General features: G+C 47.8%; 8 protein-coding genes and 1 pseudogene. 3 read left to right on the top strand and 6 right to left on the bottom strand.

Features of this window, described 5'->3' with window-relative positions:
* Positions 1-158: 158 nt before the first annotated feature.
* The 3 genes and pseudogenes from T499_RS15145 to T499_RS0107085 all read left to right on the top strand — a co-directional run.
* Positions 159-1,085 (top strand): annotated as a pseudogene (locus T499_RS15145) (family 43 glycosylhydrolase); the annotation flags it as partial.
* Between the two features lie 471 nt (positions 1,086-1,556).
* Positions 1,557-2,255 carry an acetylxylan esterase gene (locus tag T499_RS15140; RefSeq protein WP_369793380.1) on the top strand — a complete coding sequence of 233 codons (699 nt, stop codon included), beginning with the start codon at positions 1,557-1,559 and terminating at the stop codon, positions 2,253-2,255.
* Between the two features lie 2 nt (positions 2,256-2,257).
* Positions 2,258-3,709: a family 43 glycosylhydrolase gene (locus tag T499_RS0107085; RefSeq protein WP_033150375.1), complete on the top strand. Its 1,452-nt coding sequence runs from the start codon at positions 2,258-2,260 to the stop codon at positions 3,707-3,709.
* 51 nt (positions 3,710-3,760) lie between these two features.
* Here T499_RS0107085 and T499_RS0107080 read toward each other — a convergent pair whose 3' ends face one another.
* From T499_RS0107080 to T499_RS0107055, 6 genes are all read right to left on the bottom strand, one after another.
* The gene (locus T499_RS0107080; RefSeq protein ID WP_198021260.1) at positions 3,761-5,110 is read right to left on the bottom strand and encodes a hypothetical protein; all 1,350 of its coding nucleotides are present in this window, start codon (positions 5,108-5,110) and stop codon (positions 3,761-3,763) included.
* A 19-nt stretch (positions 5,111-5,129) separates the two neighbouring features.
* Positions 5,130-7,409, bottom strand: coding sequence for a C13 family peptidase (locus T499_RS0107075; protein WP_084162950.1), 2,280 nt, complete (start codon positions 7,407-7,409; stop codon positions 5,130-5,132).
* Positions 7,410-7,443: 34 nt separating this feature from the next.
* Positions 7,444-8,508 (bottom strand): hypothetical protein, encoded by a 1,065-nt coding sequence (locus T499_RS0107070; protein WP_157054548.1) that lies wholly within the window; start codon positions 8,506-8,508, stop codon positions 7,444-7,446.
* A complete protein-coding gene (locus T499_RS0107065) occupies positions 8,505-11,231 on the bottom strand; it encodes a hypothetical protein (RefSeq protein WP_198021259.1) in 2,727 nt (908 codons plus the stop codon). Before T499_RS0107065 ends, T499_RS0107070 begins: the two co-directional genes overlap by 4 nt.
* Before the next feature lie 257 nt (positions 11,232-11,488).
* On the bottom strand, positions 11,489-13,420 hold the full coding sequence (locus T499_RS0107060; protein WP_033150370.1) for an alpha-amylase family glycosyl hydrolase: 1,932 nt from the start codon (positions 13,418-13,420) through the stop codon (positions 11,489-11,491).
* 110 nt (positions 13,421-13,530) lie between these two features.
* Positions 13,531-17,559 carry a two-component regulator propeller domain-containing protein gene (locus T499_RS0107055; RefSeq protein WP_033150369.1) on the bottom strand — a complete coding sequence of 1,343 codons (4,029 nt, stop codon included), beginning with the start codon at positions 17,557-17,559 and terminating at the stop codon, positions 13,531-13,533.
* Between the last annotated feature and the right edge of the window lie 42 nt (positions 17,560-17,601).

Below are 17,601 nucleotides of genomic sequence, written 5' to 3'. Positions count from 1 at the left end.
GAAGAGGAATGTTACATTCTGTTTTGCATTTGTAACATTTATATATAAAAAGGTAATAAGGGATTAAACGTTTCCCTAAGAAAAGACTCAAATAACTGAATTCTAACGATTAAACGTATTACTATACATTATCTATAATAAATAACAAACCATTGCCAATGAAGAAAATTTGTATTTCTTTACTGATGTCTGTGCCTCTGGTATCATTAGCACAGAATCCGGTAATCCGCGACCAATTCTCGGCAGACCCGACGGCTCGCGTATTCAACAACAAAGTGTATCTCTATCCATCGCACGACATCATGCCACCCGCTGGTCAGCGACAGGACTGGTTCTGCATGGAAGACTACCACGTATTCTCATCAGAGAATCTGACCGATTGGACAGATCATGGTGTGATTGTAACCCAGAACAAAGTGCCCTGGGTACGTCCTAACTCGTACTCGATGTGGGCGCCCGATTGTGTGTACAGAAACGGTAAGTACTATTTCTATTTCCCATCTGCCCCCGCTGAGGGAAAGGGATTTGGATTTGGTATCGGCGTAGCTATTGCCGACAATCCTGAGGGTCCATTCATTCCAGAGCCAGAGCCCATCAAAGGCATCAGCGGTATCGACCCCTGTGTGCTACAGGCTTCGGATGGTAATGCTTACATCTTCTGGGGAGCTGGCCGCTGCGCCAAGCTCAAGCCCAACATGAAGGAGTTGGCCGACGACACCCCCACCGAGAAAGTAAAATTTGGCGAGCGCGAGTTTGAAATGAAAGGTGTGAACTGCTTGAAAGGCCTGCCAAGTCGTCAGGCCGAAGGTCCATTCGCTTTCGAATATAATGGTAACTATTATCTCACCTATCCTTATGTAAGAGAGAATACCGAGGTTCTCGGTTATGCCATGAGTAAGAACCCAATGGGTCCTTATGAGTACAAAGGATTGATTATGGCCGAGCATGCTAACGGCTGCTGGACCAACCATCACAGTATTATCAACTACAAGGGTCAGTGGTATCTGTTCTATCACCACAACGATTTCTCACCACGTGACGACAAGCGTCGTTCGGTATGTATCGAAAAGTTGTACTTCAACCCCGACGGAACCATCCAGGAAGTGAAGCCAACCATGCGTGGTGCAGGTATCAACGAGGCAACAGAGAAGATTGAAATCGACCGCTACAGCGAGGCCAGCAATGATGTAACCACATCGCTGATCGACACTGTTAATACATTCCGTAGTTACCAGGCCACACTCCCTGTAAAAGGTAGCTGGATTAAGTATAACGATGTAAACTTCGACTGTCTGACCGAGGGATACCTGATTGTAAATGCCAAAGCAGCCGGCAATACCACACTCTACGTACGTGAAAAGGCAGCCAACGGCAAGATTATCGCTAAGATCGACATGACCGTGAAACCCGAGAGCCCTGCTGGTGCCCCCGCTATGTTCCGTCGCGACTTCAGTAACCAGTGGCTCACACTCACTGCCCCATTAGAGTACATGCCTAAGGGTGTTACCGATCTGGTAATAACCTGTGAGGGTGATGCTGGCGTAAGCGTTGACTGGATTCAGTTCAAGAACCGCCCTAAGTACTTCTCGGCTGTTACTACACCTACAGCTAAGCCCGATGACGAGGGATTCATCCGTCGCTGGTTGCTTCTGGAGCCTATCGACAAGCCCAATAGCGGCAACACCGTATTCACCGACTCATATCTGCGCGAGCACTTTAACACAACGTACTTCAAGGGCCAGCAGACCATCGTTCCAAAGGATGGACAGAAAGTGAAGGCCGAATATAAGAAGGTAGAAGTAGCTCCCGGCTTCGGTCGCGGCTTTGGTCAGCAGGCACCTGCCGAACCCAAAGTAACAACTGTGAAGCAGACCCTGACATGGCATGCTCTCGACAGCGAGAACATGAACGTAAAACTGTTCCGTTTTGCTGAGAAATGGGGACAGCAGGTTTACGGCGTACTCTTCTGGGCCGTGACCATCATCGACTGTGATGAGGACATCGAGAATGTACGTTTGGCAGTAGGTTCTAACTCAGCCTCAATGTGGTGGCTCAATGGCGAGGAAGCACTGCTGCTCTCTGGCGACCGCCGTATGGTAAAGGACGACGCTATGTCGGCACGTCTCACCCTGAAGAAGGGACGTAACATCCTGCGTGGTGCCGTTATCAATGGCCCAGGTATGAGCGACTTCTGCGTTCGTTTCCTCGACGAGAAAGGTAATCCTGTAACTAACTATACAATCAAAGCACAATAAAAATGAAAAGACTACATACACTTCTGGCGGCACTTGCTGTAACAGCAGCCGCTAATGCGCAAATTGGCGCTCCTTATATTCACGACCCCTCGACACTCGCTGAGTGCGATGGCAAATACTACACCTTTGGCACTGGTGGCGGCGGTATCATTACCGACGATGGCTGGAGCTGGCATAGCGGCGCCGACCGTCCTGGTGGCGGCGCAGCACCCGACGTACTGAAGATTGGCGATCGTTACCTCTGCATCTACGGTGCAACAGGTGGTGGCTTAGGTGGCGGACACGCTGGTCGTATCCTCACCATGTGGAATAAGACCCTCGACCCCAAATCGCCCGACTTCAAATGGAGTGAGGCTGTAGAGGTTTGCGCCTCTGACGGTATGGAAGATCAGGATGCTATCGACCCAGGGTTGCTGTTAGATCCTACTACTGGTCGCCTGTGGGTAAGCTACGGAACCTATTTCGGAACCATCCGACTGATTGAGCTCGACCCCAAGACCGGTTTCCGCAAGAAGGGTAACAAGGAGAAAGATATCGCTATCGACTGCGAGGCCAGCGACCTGATGTACCGCGATGGCTGGTACTATCTGTTGGGTACCCACGGCACTTGCTGCGACGGCGTGAACTCTACCTATAATATTGTAGTAGGTCGCTCACGTAGCGTAGAAGGTCCTTATCTCGACAATGTTGGTCGTGACATGTACCATGGCGGTGGAAAGATGGTGATTGCAGCCGAAGACCGTGCCTGCGGTGCCGGTCACTTCGGACGTTTCATCGTTGACGAAGGCGTTGAGGTAATGTCGTTCCACTGGGAGGCTGATTTCGAGCAGAGCGGTCGTTCGGTATTGGCCGTACGTCCTATCGTTTGGAAGAACGGCTGGCCTGTTGCCGGCGACAACTTCAAGGGTGGTAACTTCTGGATTGAGTCGGAGCGCCGTGGTTATGCACTGGAACTCACTGTTGACTTTATTCGCATGAAGCAGGAGCGCCAGGGCTGGTTCAACCGCAACCAGATGGAGCAGCCTGTGAAACCTATCGCTAACCAGACCCTCGCTGAGGTAATCGACACATGGCCTAAGGGTGATATTCCTGCTCGCATCTGCGACTATATGAACCGTCCTCACCAGCGCTGGACCATTACTCCAGTTGACTCTGCAGGTGGTTATCTGAGCAATCCTTACTTCAAGATCACTATCGAAGGTACCGAGCGCGCCCTGGCTGCTACTGCCAACAAGGAAGTAACAACCGTTGCCGCTTATACTGGTGCCGACGAACAGCTCTGGCGCATCGAGCAGCTCACAGATGGCACTTACCGCATCATGCCTAAGGCCATCCCCTGTCAGGCGGGTATCAACAAGGAGCTCTGCCTCTATTCTGCAGGCGACTCAACACCTACACTCGCTAAATACGATTTCAATACAGACAACTGTAAGTGGAATTTCAAAAAGCGCTAAAAATACGTCTATCATCAAAAATCCCTCACACATACATGTGAGGGATTTCTTTTATTCAGGTTTGGGTGTCTCTTCTGGTTCACTGTTCAAATCGTATATACCATTAGGGGCATCTTGATAATAGTACTTATTATATACATATATATCCTTACAACCATTGATAGAGGTTTTGGGATTGTACACCTTGTTTTTGCTGAGTTGCTTACCTGTTTTATAGCGTACCAGGAAACGGAATAATTCCTTTTCACCAAAAATGCGATAATCGAAATGGTTTCGAAAATCCAGAGGCAGCGTAGATAAGTCTCTCTTCATTGTCAAATAATCTACGCTGTGCATATTATTCATTCCATCCCCCTTACCATCTTGATAATGAGCGTAATAAACGCCACCATTCCATCCGCTACCATAAGGCCATGTGTACCCTCTATAGACAATGTCAACACCTTTACTAGATATGTAATACGCTGCATTTTCTCGCGTCATATCGAGCAAATTATCATAGAGTTTTTGTTCCTGCCATGCCTTATCCACACGTTGCCAGAAATAGATATTATGATACTTCATCCTTTTGGTACTGAAATCATGAAACATCGGAAGCTTAGGCGAAGACATCAAAGTATGCATCCATCTGTCAGGGTACAACATGGCGTAGAGCATCTCTACCATGTTCTGCATGTGCTCGGTGCTCTTACCAAGCCCAGTTGGCAAATAATAGTCGAAAGTATTACTCCCCTTGTAGTGATAAATATTCTCTTCAGGCAGAGGGAACGATGTGGACATCCAGTGACTATCGCCCTTACCCTCAAGTGAAAAGCTGGGGCGCACACAAATCCAATAGCTTCCAAACTCATCCTGCACCACATCGCCAAAACGGTAGTAGGCTGTTCCTGTTAACGAGGCATTCAGTCCCGCCTGTTTTTCGGTTTGGTAGAGAATTTTCTTCAGATGTGGCATTTGTTTGATATCAACAGAAACCTGCGCCAGATACTGGTCGTTCTCAGATCCACGCTGGTAGTTAAGCGATCCGATACCATCGAGCGAGAACTGATAGCCAGCTGTTGATTCGTCGATTTCAAGCCCTACCAGATCGCCATAACGGGTGGCAGCAGTAGCCACATCATTGGTCATCACGATGCGGGTATAAGGATCGTCGTCCTTGGCTACGCCAATAGTCGGTTCGAAGGTTTTATTTTCCCAATCGGCAGGTGCAGTACGCTCGTCACTGAGTTGGGTGATGATATCCCATCCCAACTGCTGCTGTTCATACTGGGCTTCGGTAGGCTCGTTGCCATTATTACCATTGTTGTCATCATCGCTTTTACACGAGATGGTTCCCCAACACAGGCTTGCAGCCATGGCAGCCATCATGAGGGGTGTGATCAAATTTTTCGTTCTCATCATTTTATAACTATATTATAGATTATTCGGGGAAGAAATCCCTAGCATCTTCATAATAAACCGAACCGTAATTCTCTTCGTTGTATAGCGTCACATGACTGCCAGAAGTAGAGAGTGCCAGCTGGTAGTACAAGTCACGCAACTTGATGCGGTAGTTTTTATCAATCTCCTTACGGAACGAACGTGCAAAGGCGTTAGAAAGGAACACACCCAGTTCGCGGTTATGCACGTCGGCCTTCGAGGGTTCAATCTTGTTGGCAGCTGTGATGGCCACCACATCGGGCAGGCCAACAATGGCATCACCAATCAGTCCGCTGAAACAAGTCTCAATAGCCAACATGCAACGACGGTATCCGTCACGGTCGTTCAACTCTTCAAGGATTTGGCGCATATACTCACCTGTGAATGTCTGGCTACCGTTACCATCGTTCCAGCACATGCCGCGCCCGTCGGCACCGTGACCGCTCCAGAAGATAAAGATGTTACTAATCTCGGTAGTATGCAACACCTGAGGCAAACGCCCGCCGTCGGTATCGCCCAGGATGATACGTCGGATATCCTCCATCTTTAAGTCAGAGAAATGGTAATCGCTCACAAATCCCTGATGCACATTTTCGGGCTCAGTATTTTCAATCATATTCTCTACATAGACCTTACCCGGATAGACATTTTGCGATGCGTTGGCCAGATTGTCCTCGCACACCACCACGATATGATCATCGTCGTAGCCGTGCCGGCGCAGCAATTGATACATAGCCATCACATCAGCCTGATGACGATAGTTGGCCCAAGTGGTTGAGGGTGTAACTAGCAGAGCCCAATAATCCTCATAGATAGGCAGATGATGATGCACAAAGAGATCTTCATCAAATTTCTGACTGACAATCTTTTGCCATTCCCATGCAGGTAGTGTGGCCACCTCACCGTTTTCCCCATGGGTTGATAAGGTAATGAGTGGGGTATGAGAACCTTTGCCGTCGGTATGCCACAGCCAGTAAGTGGTCTGCAGGATGGTGGTATGCATCTTGGCATCAAAGAGCAATTTTCCGGTAGCCCCTCTCACATTCGGGTTCTTGCCTTCACTCAGCATATTAAACGCCATGCGCAAGCCATCGGTATTCCAGATGGTAATCTCCCCCGTCTTATCTGCCACCAGGGCACGCATCCAGTCAGACAGGTTCGGACCAAACGGCTCGTCACGATATGCCACCTCTTCGCCATCAATCTTCAGATGGTCAGGCCCCGTGGGATTGCCAGCCCTTTTAGCAGCTCCCAGTGCAGCCAGCATCAACGCATCATACACCTGAGCTCCCCCCTGAGGTACGTTGGTTCCGAGAAGGCTATAATAAGAGGTGTCGAATCCACTGATGGATGAGGGTGCCGGGTTCAGGCCCAAGAGTGGCAGGCTGGCCTGATGCACCGCATCAATGTCGCCCACATCGGGTACGACGTACATCACCATTGATTGGTTAGATTCATTGATCGATAATCTTTTACGCACGTCAAGCACCTGCTTGATGAACTGCAGATATTCCGCTTCGGTACTAAAGGCCATCAGCACCATAGAGGGCTTCGAATTTTCCAAGGCATGACGCTCGATGCCTTCCAACAAGTTGGTAACATCCTTACCAGCCCCATAGGCACATATGTGCTTGGGCTCTACGTTGACACTGTATTCGGTAGCCATATAGCCAAACCAGTTGCGGAACGAGTTGCCGTAGCGATCGTCGGTATAGAAAAGGGCAGCCTCTCGCAGGCCTTGAGCACTACTCACATTGAGAATAATATCACAGGCCGTCACATCGCTCTCGGTAAAGAACCAGGTATTGGGTTTTTCACCATAAACGCGCTGTAACTCGTCGCTGGTCACCACAGGCATCAGCACCGGTACACGACGGATAGCAGCATTCACCAGCACCATTTCGGCCTTCGACGACCTGTAGGGGCCTAGTATCAAATGACACGTGTCGTCGCCAGCCTCAGGAAAACAAAGACGATAAACGGTTTTGTCAAGGTCGGCAGCATTCTCATCATGATAGCGCAGGTTCATGAATACCCGTTTAGGCAGCGCCTTCTGCGCCTCGGCGATATTGTCAAGTGCCAGATTTATCACAGGCTGCCACATCTTCTGAACGTCGGGTGGCAGAATAACATCCACATTCAGGGTATCAACAATCTGTGTCGATACAGGCTGTATAGGAGCAGGCGTGTCGGTAGCGTCGCTGTTAGAACAACTCACCATGAAGCCCGCCAACCAGCCAAAGGCAACAAGCCATATCAAGCTACTGATTATTTTTTTCATACCTTATTATATGATTACCAGTTCAACATTTTAATCAGATTCGCTCTTGCCAGGGACTAAACACGGCTTTGCCGCTCCATTCCTCTTCTGGCATATCGTCGGGATGGGCCATCCAGCGTAGTAGCCACGACTTTAGTTCGTATTTGGGCACTATATAGTCTAATGGCAGATGATTGTTATCATACTCACCGATAATTACAGCCTGCGGTTTCCATGGCGAGTTAAGATGCGTCATAATATACCACTCATACGAACGGTTGATTGTGCCCCAGTCGATAAACTGAATAGGAATGCGGAAATATCCCTGTTTCATATAACTCACAGGGTCCTCCCACATGAGATAGGCCATCAGATAGGCAATTTCGCCCAAATAGCTTGCCTGAGTTGCATTGTATAAATCCATACTGCTAATACTGATATCATTAAGACCAACGTACAACGTTTTGCCAACCTTTTTCTCAGGAAACATTTCAAGCAGTGTCTCTACTAGACTATCAGCATAGCACATTCTATCGTCAAGATTCGTAATAGTAATTTTGTGCTCTATCGGATAGTTACCCGACGACAATGTGTCGGCATACTCCTCCAACGTTAGCTTAGAGCGATATGCCACAGCTTGTCTTACGGCATCAGCATACGATACGTTGAGTACATATGAGCGGCCGGCAGGCCCCACTTGCTTAGCCGAGTCAGCATAGGTTCTCAGCATCAACAGGTGATCGGACGACTGCAACTGAACCCCCTCCATTGCTCGGGCCAACGAGGGAGATGTCAAGATGAGCAGACGGTGCCGACGTTTGTCGGCACCGTACGCTTGTGAAGCCCAGAGCTTTAAAGCCTGGTTAGTTTCAGTATAATTATTTCTGCACAAGAAAGTGCTTGCCAATGAGTCAGGATACGCATTGGCAACATCCTCCACGTCCTTGAGCAGATAGTCGTTGGTACACATCGACCCAATCTGTCCAGGTTCGAACACGATGGCAACCTCCAAAGGAGCCGGCTCTTTGGGTACCTCGGGCACTGGCATCACTTCAGGCGAATCATCGCTGTTGCAGGCAGCCAGCAGCACAAGGGCTAAAAGGATGACTTGATGTTTCATTGATCTGTATTTGTTTCTACTGGTTTGTGATAAACAACAATTGTCATAGGATAATGAAGCATCTTGCCCGATTTTTTATCCCGCAATTGTACTGTATATTGCATTTTTCCCTGCCTTTTAGACACACTCGGAGCTGTAAACTCAAAGTAGCCATGGTAAACGCCACCTCGCCTTACATTGATTTCTTCGGATGTCGCACTAAACTGTTGGTCTCCTGTCAGTTCAACCTTGCCCGAGCGACCAAGCTCACTATAAACCGTGTAGTGAACTTGGAATGTCTCATTCGCATAAACATGTATGTTCTGAAAGTAAGCATCCAAGCTTCCATCAAAGTACTTATCGCAGCTATAGCCACCGTAACGACCAATACAATCAGCATCGCCATCAAAGAAAAGAATTTGATAGGTAGAATTGCCATATATAGACTGTTCAAAAGAGTAATTCTTAGTTTCACCATCACTGCCAGTGAATCCTTCATATCTCTTGTCCACATCCACGTTTTTAACATCTTTCTCTGGAGTATAAGAACTATACTTCGCTGAAAAATGATCACCGCTGACCGAACTACCATGACTGGTAACCTGAATAGTAAACTTCATCTTCTCGCCTGTATATGGATAGGGGTTATCGCAAGTAATCTTGGCCGTATGAGGCACATCGATACCTACCGTATAAGTAAACACCGTATCCGCATCAGCAGCGCCTGGAAGAGCATTAGTCACCTTAATCGTTCGGAATGTCTTTTTCTTAGCCTGTAAATCAGGCACAAAGATGGCAACATCATCTTTAGCTAATAAAGTCATGTCCCATGACTTAGTATTGATAAGCTGATCACCTTCATAAAGAAATACGGTATAAGCCAACGTTCCTACTCTGTAATCATTATGATTGGTAGCATAAAGCTTAAAAGGTTCATCATCATACAAATCTGCGAGTTTGATATACTCAGGCAGATCTGTACTAATCTCAATCATTCCAGCACTGCAATCAGGATTTGAGATGTTGATGGCTGTAGATAGCGTATCTTTACCTCTGTCCACCCAGGCTCTGATTGTGTAGTTACCAGCGAAAATAGTACTCCAAGTATAGTTAAAAGTCTGCTCTTGGTTCTGGCTGATGTTGATCTTCTTGCCGTGTTCTATCACTTCTTCTGAACCAGAGTTCGCTTTCACCGCAACAACATGCAGCGTGGCATCAGTGATCTTCATACCTCTGTTGCGCACCTTAAACTGAATCTTATGGTCGTTCTTGATTACGCATTTACCATCAATCTTCATGTCAGACAAATCAAAGTAGTTGCCGTAAACATAGTCATTTTCATCGGCCACACTCTCTTCCACTGGCTTTACGTCCTGAGTCAGATAGTCGGCTGGTAGTCCCAGCTCTTCCTGGGCGTTATAACGGTAAATCTCTGTTACGCCTGGTATCGCCATCTGCTTGTTGTACTTGCCATTACCATTGTCCTTAGCCAGTTGCTCACCGGTTTTATAGCGCACTACATAAGCATAGGTACTATTCGAAGCGCTCTCAACAGGACTATAACCCAATCCATACTTAGCCAGCGTCTGGATACTGAATTTCTTGCCACCCGACTTGGCAAAACGACGCTTGTCTTCTTTATCGCTACTCTCTTCCTGCCAGCCATTGCCACTGTATGAGCGCATATAGCATCCTGTCTGACTGCTTAGTCCAGCCATGATGTAGCCGTTATAATAAAGTCTAAGCGGTGTATAGCGACTCTTCAGATCGTCAAGTGCTGCATATTCTATCATCTCCTTATCAAACTTAAAGATATTCTGCCAGAGATTGTACTTGGTGTAGAAGTAGCGCACATTCTTCATATAGTATTTCGAGTGATACACATAATCGATATCGCCCAAACCTTTCTTTACCTGTAACTGATTCATCTGCTGCATGTTGGCATACTCCTCGGGCCAAAGGATAGCAAAGAAGAAATCAACGAAGTTACGCATGTGAACAGTGCTATTGCCAAGACCTGTAGGCAGGCACAGTTCATCGTCCTTACCTTTATTATAATATACTAAGTTTTTCTCAGGCAACTCCGAAGTACTAATCCAGTGGCAGTCCTCCTTCTTGCTGTAGGCCCATGCCGAACGTACGCATACCCAGTAGCTGCCATCCTTGTCTTGAATCACATCACCCAGTCGGTAGTAAGGAGTTCCGCTCCACGAACCGTTCAAGCCCAAATCTTTGGCATAGACAATGCGCTTCAGATGCGGCATCTGCTGCAGATCAACATCTACAACAGCCACCTGTCCGGCATCGCTAACCTGTCGATAGGTCATCGTGCCCACTCCATCATATTTCCAGGTATAGCTGGTGGTTGTAGAGTCGATGTCGGCTCCAGTAAGCGAGTTGAAACGGCGTGCGGCATCGGCTGCACCGCTCACACTCTGAGTACGACTATAGGGATTACCATCATCGCCCACGAAACCGTTCGAAGGTTCAAAGGTAGCCTTTGCCCAATCATTAGGCAGTTCGCTTGTCTCGGTCAACTGACTGACGATGCGCAGCAGCGTCACCGCAGCTTCAGTCTGCTTTCCATAGGGGTCTTGTGCCAGTTCCTCTTCAGACATTTCTGTTTTAGCTTCTTCTTGAAGATCATCTTTTCCATCGTCTTTACATGAGGTAACACAACAGCTCAAGGTTATAAGCAAAGACGCCACGAGCCAATACGAGCACATCAAATACTTTTTCTTCATATCGTCATTGTTTTACGTTAATAGATTAAATTTTAAAAAAATAGCAGGGATTCACATCCCGAGTATTAGAATTTGGGCAAAGTTAAGGTTTATTTTAATATAAAACACAAAAAAATCAACTTTTCAAAAAAAATAGTTGTCCCCAAAGAGCATCTTTGTCCCCAAAATCGAATTTTGACTGTTTTCATCGTCATAAACACAACAAAAGAATCCTCGCCGGAGCAAGGATTCTTTCGTTGATATAAGGGGTGTACTGTTTAATACTCCAGAACAAGCGACTGTCGTGGCTTCAGGTCGAAGTTCTTTGACAAATCATAGTAACGATTCGTCAAGATATCCTTAGCCTTTGATGTCTTTCCAATAACCTCGGCATAACGCTCAACTTCAAGTGTTGCTGGTTTCGATGTACCATTCAGGATGGTGAGCGCTGTTTTACCCTGATACTGACGGGCAATCACATAGATGCCATTAAACGGTGTAAACTGAATCTGCTTACCCTTAATAATCACATCGTTACCCTGGCGCCAGTGCAGCAGACGAGAGAGCCAGGTAAACATAGCCTGTTCGCTCTGCGTACGACCTTCCTTGGTAAAGCAGTTATGTGTATCGCCGGGGAATCCACCGGGGAAGTCCTTGCGCACATCACCATCAGTCTTCTCCTTGGTGCCGTTCATCAGCACCTCGGTACCATAATACAGTTGAGGAATACGATTCACGGTGAGCAACAATGCCAATGCTTGTTTCAAGGCAAGAGTGTCTTTGCCATTACCCAAATAGCGATCGGTATCGTGGTTTTCAATAAAAGCCATCACACTCGATGGATTGGGATAGAGATAATCATAAACAAATGAGTTATAGAGGCGGTTCAAGCCTTTCCACCAGCCATCAGTCTCCTCATCCTTAGCCTGTCCCAACTTATCAAAGAAACTAAAATCCATCACCGTTTTCAGATAGCTATTCTTCTCTGAGAGTTTGGAATCCTTCTGCCAGGCAGCGGTGTAGGCAGGCTCGGTGACCCAGGTTTCACCAACGGTATTAAAGTTAGGATATTCGTCGTCGAGTTCCTTCATCCATTGAGCCATAGCATCGGCATAGGCATAAGGATAGGTATCCATACGGATGCCATCGATACCCACGGTCTCAATCCACCAGATAGAGTTCTGGATGAGATAACGCATCAGATGAGGGTTATGCTGGTTGAGATCGGGCATAGAGGGCACAAACCAACCTTCTACGGTTTCTTTCAAATCAACTTCTGAGGCATAAGGATCAACCACTGGGGTAAGCTTATACGATGTTTGCAGATAAGCGCTCTTGGCAGGCTCTGAACCATCGGCATTAGCGGTAAAACCAGTCATCGGGTCGCGACCGCTCTGCTGCTCGTTCAGCCATTCGGGGGTGTTCAACCAGTCCTTGGTTGGCATATCCTTGGTCCAGGGATGCTCAAAACCGCTGTGGTTAAAAATCATATCCATCACAATCTTCAAGCCTTTCTGGTGAGCCTCATCACAAAGGCGCCTGTAATCCTCATTCGAACCAAAGCGGGGGTCCACCTTATAATAATTGGTGGTGGCATAGCCGTGATAGGTTGCGAAATCATTCTTGGTATCGGGCGAATCATTCTCAAGCACAGGGGTAAACCAAAGCGCGGTTACGCCCAGTTCCTTAAAGTAGTCGAGGTGCTCGCGGATACCATTCAGGTCGCCACCATGACGCAGACTGGGCTTGGTGCGATCCTCTACATAGTTACGCATGCCCTTTATCTTTGTAGGATGATTGGCACCCTGTGCGAAACGGTCGGGCATCAGCATATAAAGCACATCGGCATTGGTAAAGCCCATACGCTTATCGCCACTCATCTCACGCTGTTTGAGCTGATACTGTACCTTGGTCTTACCAAAGTTCAACACCATCGTGCCTGGCTGTGCATCACGCAGATTCATATACACCAACAGGTAGTTGGGCGAATCAAGTCGAACGATACTGTCGATGACTGCACCTGGATAATCGGTTGTTACACTGGCAACATCGCGGATACCTTTTCCGTACACCATCAGCTGTACCTGAGGATTCTTCAAGCCTACATACCAGTCGGTGGGTTCGATACGGTCAATCACTTGTTTCTTTGCTGCACTCATCGTTAAAACGTTTGCCATCAGGATGGCGGTTACTAATAAAATCCGTTTCATTTTTGTTCTTAGTTTATTCTCATGCTGCAAAGATAGGGATTTTTCTGATACGTTGTTCGCATCAGAAAAGAAATCCCATAACATAGCTGTGGCAAACGATTGCACAACCCCTACCCCTTGTACTCGGTAGGGGTAACACCAAACTGTTTCTTGAATACCACCGAGAAGTGACTCTGGGTACTGAAGCCCGTCATATCCGCAATCTCGGCTACCGTATGCTTACCACCCTTTAACAGTTCGGCAGCGCGGTTCAACTTGTAGGTACGGAAGAAACTGCTGGGCGTTTCGCCTGTCAAACCCTTTATCTTATAATAGAGTTTGGTACGCGAGATATAGAGCATCTTGGTGATACGGGTTACATCGAGTTCTGAATTCGACAACTCTTCCTCCATCAGTTTATAAAGTTCCTCCATAAAACGCTTATCCTGCTCCGACAGAACGTTATCCACACCTTCATCCTCGGTAGTAGTGGCATTGGTGAGCAACTTACGCACACGGTCGCGGTTCTTCAGCTGCGACTGGATGAGTGCCGAGAGCACAGCGGGCTCGAAAGGTTTGGTAACATAGGCATCGGCACCTACATTCAAGCCCTCAACCTGATTTTCGGCTGTTACCTTGGCTGTTACCAGAATAACAGGGATATGACTCAGCTGGATATCCTGCTTGATTTCCTGACAGAGCTGATAGCCATCCTTACCAGGCATAGCCACATCGCTCAGAACGATATTCGGTTCTGCGGCACGCATCTCTTCGAGTGCCGTGTCAGCATCTAGGCAGGTAATCAGTCGATAATCATGCGAGAACAGCATTCGCATATAGTTAATGATTTCGGTATCATCGTCAACAACAAGGATTGTCGGACGGTCATCATCATTCTGATGCGAGGTGATGGGTGATGACTGATAGGTGGTAGTGGTTAGCTGGGCGCCGACTGCTAACGTATTATCTCCTTCCAGCGGTCTGCACTCTGCATCGGTATATGCCTCTTTATTCATGGGATAAACCAAGGTAAACACAGCTCCCTCGCCATCAGTACGGTTGCCTGCTGTCAAGGTTCCATGATGCAGCTCGGCTAATCGGCGCGAATAATAAAGACCTATACCCGTACCATAGTTTACGATAGCCTTCGTCTGATTATCCAACTGATAGAAGCGTTTAAAGATGTTTTCCTTGTGCTCCTCGGGGATTCCCTTACCCGTATCGGCGATAGTTACCTTCACCTTATCATCAACCACATCCAGCTGCACATCTATCCTGCCGCCACGTGGGGTAAACTTCAACGCATTCGACAGCAGATTGCTCACAATCTTCTCCAGTTTGTCGCCATCGGTCCAAGCCATCAGCTGGTCTTCCATACCAAAGCGGTTCAGTGTCAAGCCCTTTTCCTTGGCATTAAACTCGAAGGTATCACAGATGTCGTTCAGTAGTTTCACCACATCTATCTGCTCTACACTCAGTCGCAGGGTATCGTTTTCCAGTTTATTAAAGTCCATCAGCTGGTTTACCAGTTTGAACATACGCAGAATGCTGCGCTGGGCGATATTCAGCAAGTTACGCTCCTCGCCGCCTACACTATTGCTCTTAGCCAACTGTGCCACAGGTCCGGCAATCATCGTTAACGGTGTACGGAATTCATGAGCGATATTCGCAAAGAAACTCATGTTCATCTGGTTGGTACGCAGTTCCTGTTCCTTCTCCATCTCGGCCTTTCGGGCAGCACGACGGGCAGCCACCACACGACGTGCACTCTGGTAAAGATACAAGGCAATCAATGCGCCTACTATCAGATAGATAAGCCAAGCCCACCACGAAAACATCGGTGCAGGCTCTACTATCACACTTATCTGACGCTCATCGCTGCTAGCCTCATCACTGGCGCTATCAGAAATACGCACTCGGAAAGTGTAATGTCCCGAAGGCAGATTGGCATAACCGGCAGCATGTCTGCTACCCGCATCAATCCAATCGTTATCAAATCCATCCAGCTTATAATAATAATGTACGCGCTCGTATTCGCCAAAGTCGAGGGCGGTATAGGAGATGCTGAAACTATTCTCACTGTGCTTCAAGCGTATCTCCTTACAATTATCGAGCATCGACTCGATGGGAGCGCCCTCTGTGGGACGTATCATCTGGTTGTGGATCTTCAGATGACAGAACTTCAAGGGAATCGTCCTGAGCGTATCGATATCAGCGGGATTGAACATGGTGATACCATCGGTACTACCGAATACCAGACTACCATTTGGCAACTGGCACGAGGCACGATCGGCAAACTCATCGCCAGCCAGTCCGTCGGCCTTATAAAGTGCAGTCATCGTGCCTGTCTTGGGGTCGAGACGGTTCAAGCCTTTCATGGTACTAATCCACAGATTACCCTGTCGGTCTTCCTCAATGCTACCTACATCCGAACATGACAGGCCGGCAATACGACGCACCTCGTTGGTCTGCGGATAATAGCACAGCAGTCCATTGCTCACAGTACCAATCCAGATATTCCCTTTCGCATCCTGAAGCATATCGGTAGGGATATACACACTGCGACGGATGCAACGCTGCAAGCTGGGGATATCCAACGCACTCAGCTTCCCCGTTTGAGGGTTCATCTTCGTGATGGGCTGGTAGAAAGCAGATATCAGCATCGAGCCATCCTTTAATTTCAGCAGCGATGGGATAAACGTAAAGTCAACATTAAAGGCTTGCTTGGCCTCCGGTTCTGTGCTTCCTGGTCTGAAGGCGAAGATATAGGTGGTGCTTGTAGCTGCCCAGACAGTGCCATCGCCAGTTTGTTCGAAACACATCGTTGGTGGCAACTGCCACTGACTCAGGATATTCAGTTTCGTACCATCATACTGGCACTTCATCACCCCACTGGTGGTAGAAAGCCAAAGCTGTCCGTCGCGATCGCAGAAGATATTGGTGATCGCATTCTTCTTCTCGCCTGCCGGCAGACCAGCAATCTCGATATGCTCGGCTTTCTGGGTGGTAGAATGATACACAAACACCCCCTTCAGCAGCGTAGATATCCACAGATTGGCCTGTTTATCGATAGCCACTGCCAATACCGACGAATTCTCAATCACCCTATTCAGGTAGTTATCGCTACCGCCGAACTTCTCTTTATAATAGTAGTCGGCAAAAAGGCCCTTATCATACGTACCCAACCAGATGTTCTTTCTGGAATCCTGGAAAATCTTAGTGACATAGGCATCTGGCACCGGTAAGGTGAAGTTAGCGTCGGCCTGACCTTTCAGCGTATGAGTGAGCAGGTTCAATTCAAAGAGTCCGTTACGTGATGTGCTGAGCAGGATGGTATTGTTATCCAGCAAACAGGCAGCCTGCAGCACACTATTGTGAGCTGTTAGCCTCTCATGCATCTCGGTACTGAGCGGAATTATCTGCTGCGACTTGGTATCGTAGAGCACCAACGTGCCATTACCCGAACACAACAGCAAACCGTTGGGCAACAGTTCGAAGAAATAGAAGCCCAACTGCTGACCGGCCTTCACCTCGGCTTTCTGTTTAAACGTCTCGCCATTGATGACCAGCAGATTGTCGGCGCTCACCATCAGGATATTATCGGCGCCATCAATAAAGCAGTCGCCCCACGACTGATTGGTGGCCGTTCTGTTAAACTTCGACAGGAAGATATGATGCTGCTCGTCGTACATCAGCAGGTCCATACCATTATACACAAATATGCGGCCCTTACTGTCCATCAATAGTTTACGGGCATTCCGGTTGCCCGTTTGCATCGGTATCGATTCAAAATTGTCCTGTCGGGTATAACGGCACACACCATTTACGGTAGCCACCCAAAGCCTACCTTGCTGATCGCAAAGCAGACTCTGTATCTGATTATCGGGCAGCCCCAAGGAGTCGAAGGTACAGAAATACTGGTGATATTCGTGACCATCGTAACGGTTCAAGCCACGGAAGGTGCCAATCCACAAGTAGCCATCGGCATCTTCGGCGATACACTGTACACGACTGTTCGACAGTTCATTGGCCACCACCAGATCGTGCTCCTCATCCTTATCGAGTGTAGTACCAATAGTCCCTTGACGCTGGCAGCCCAGCATCAACATAGCAAGCATTGCACAAACTATAATCGCGAAAACAGGTTTTCTATTAGTCATCTTTTTGTAGTTATTTGCTTGCAAAGATAACAAAAACTCCTG

This window comes from Prevotella sp. RM4, assembly GCF_000701965.1.
GTDB lineage: Bacteria > Bacteroidota > Bacteroidia > Bacteroidales > Bacteroidaceae > Prevotella > Prevotella ruminicola.
This window is presented reverse-complemented; position numbering and strand designations above follow the sequence as displayed.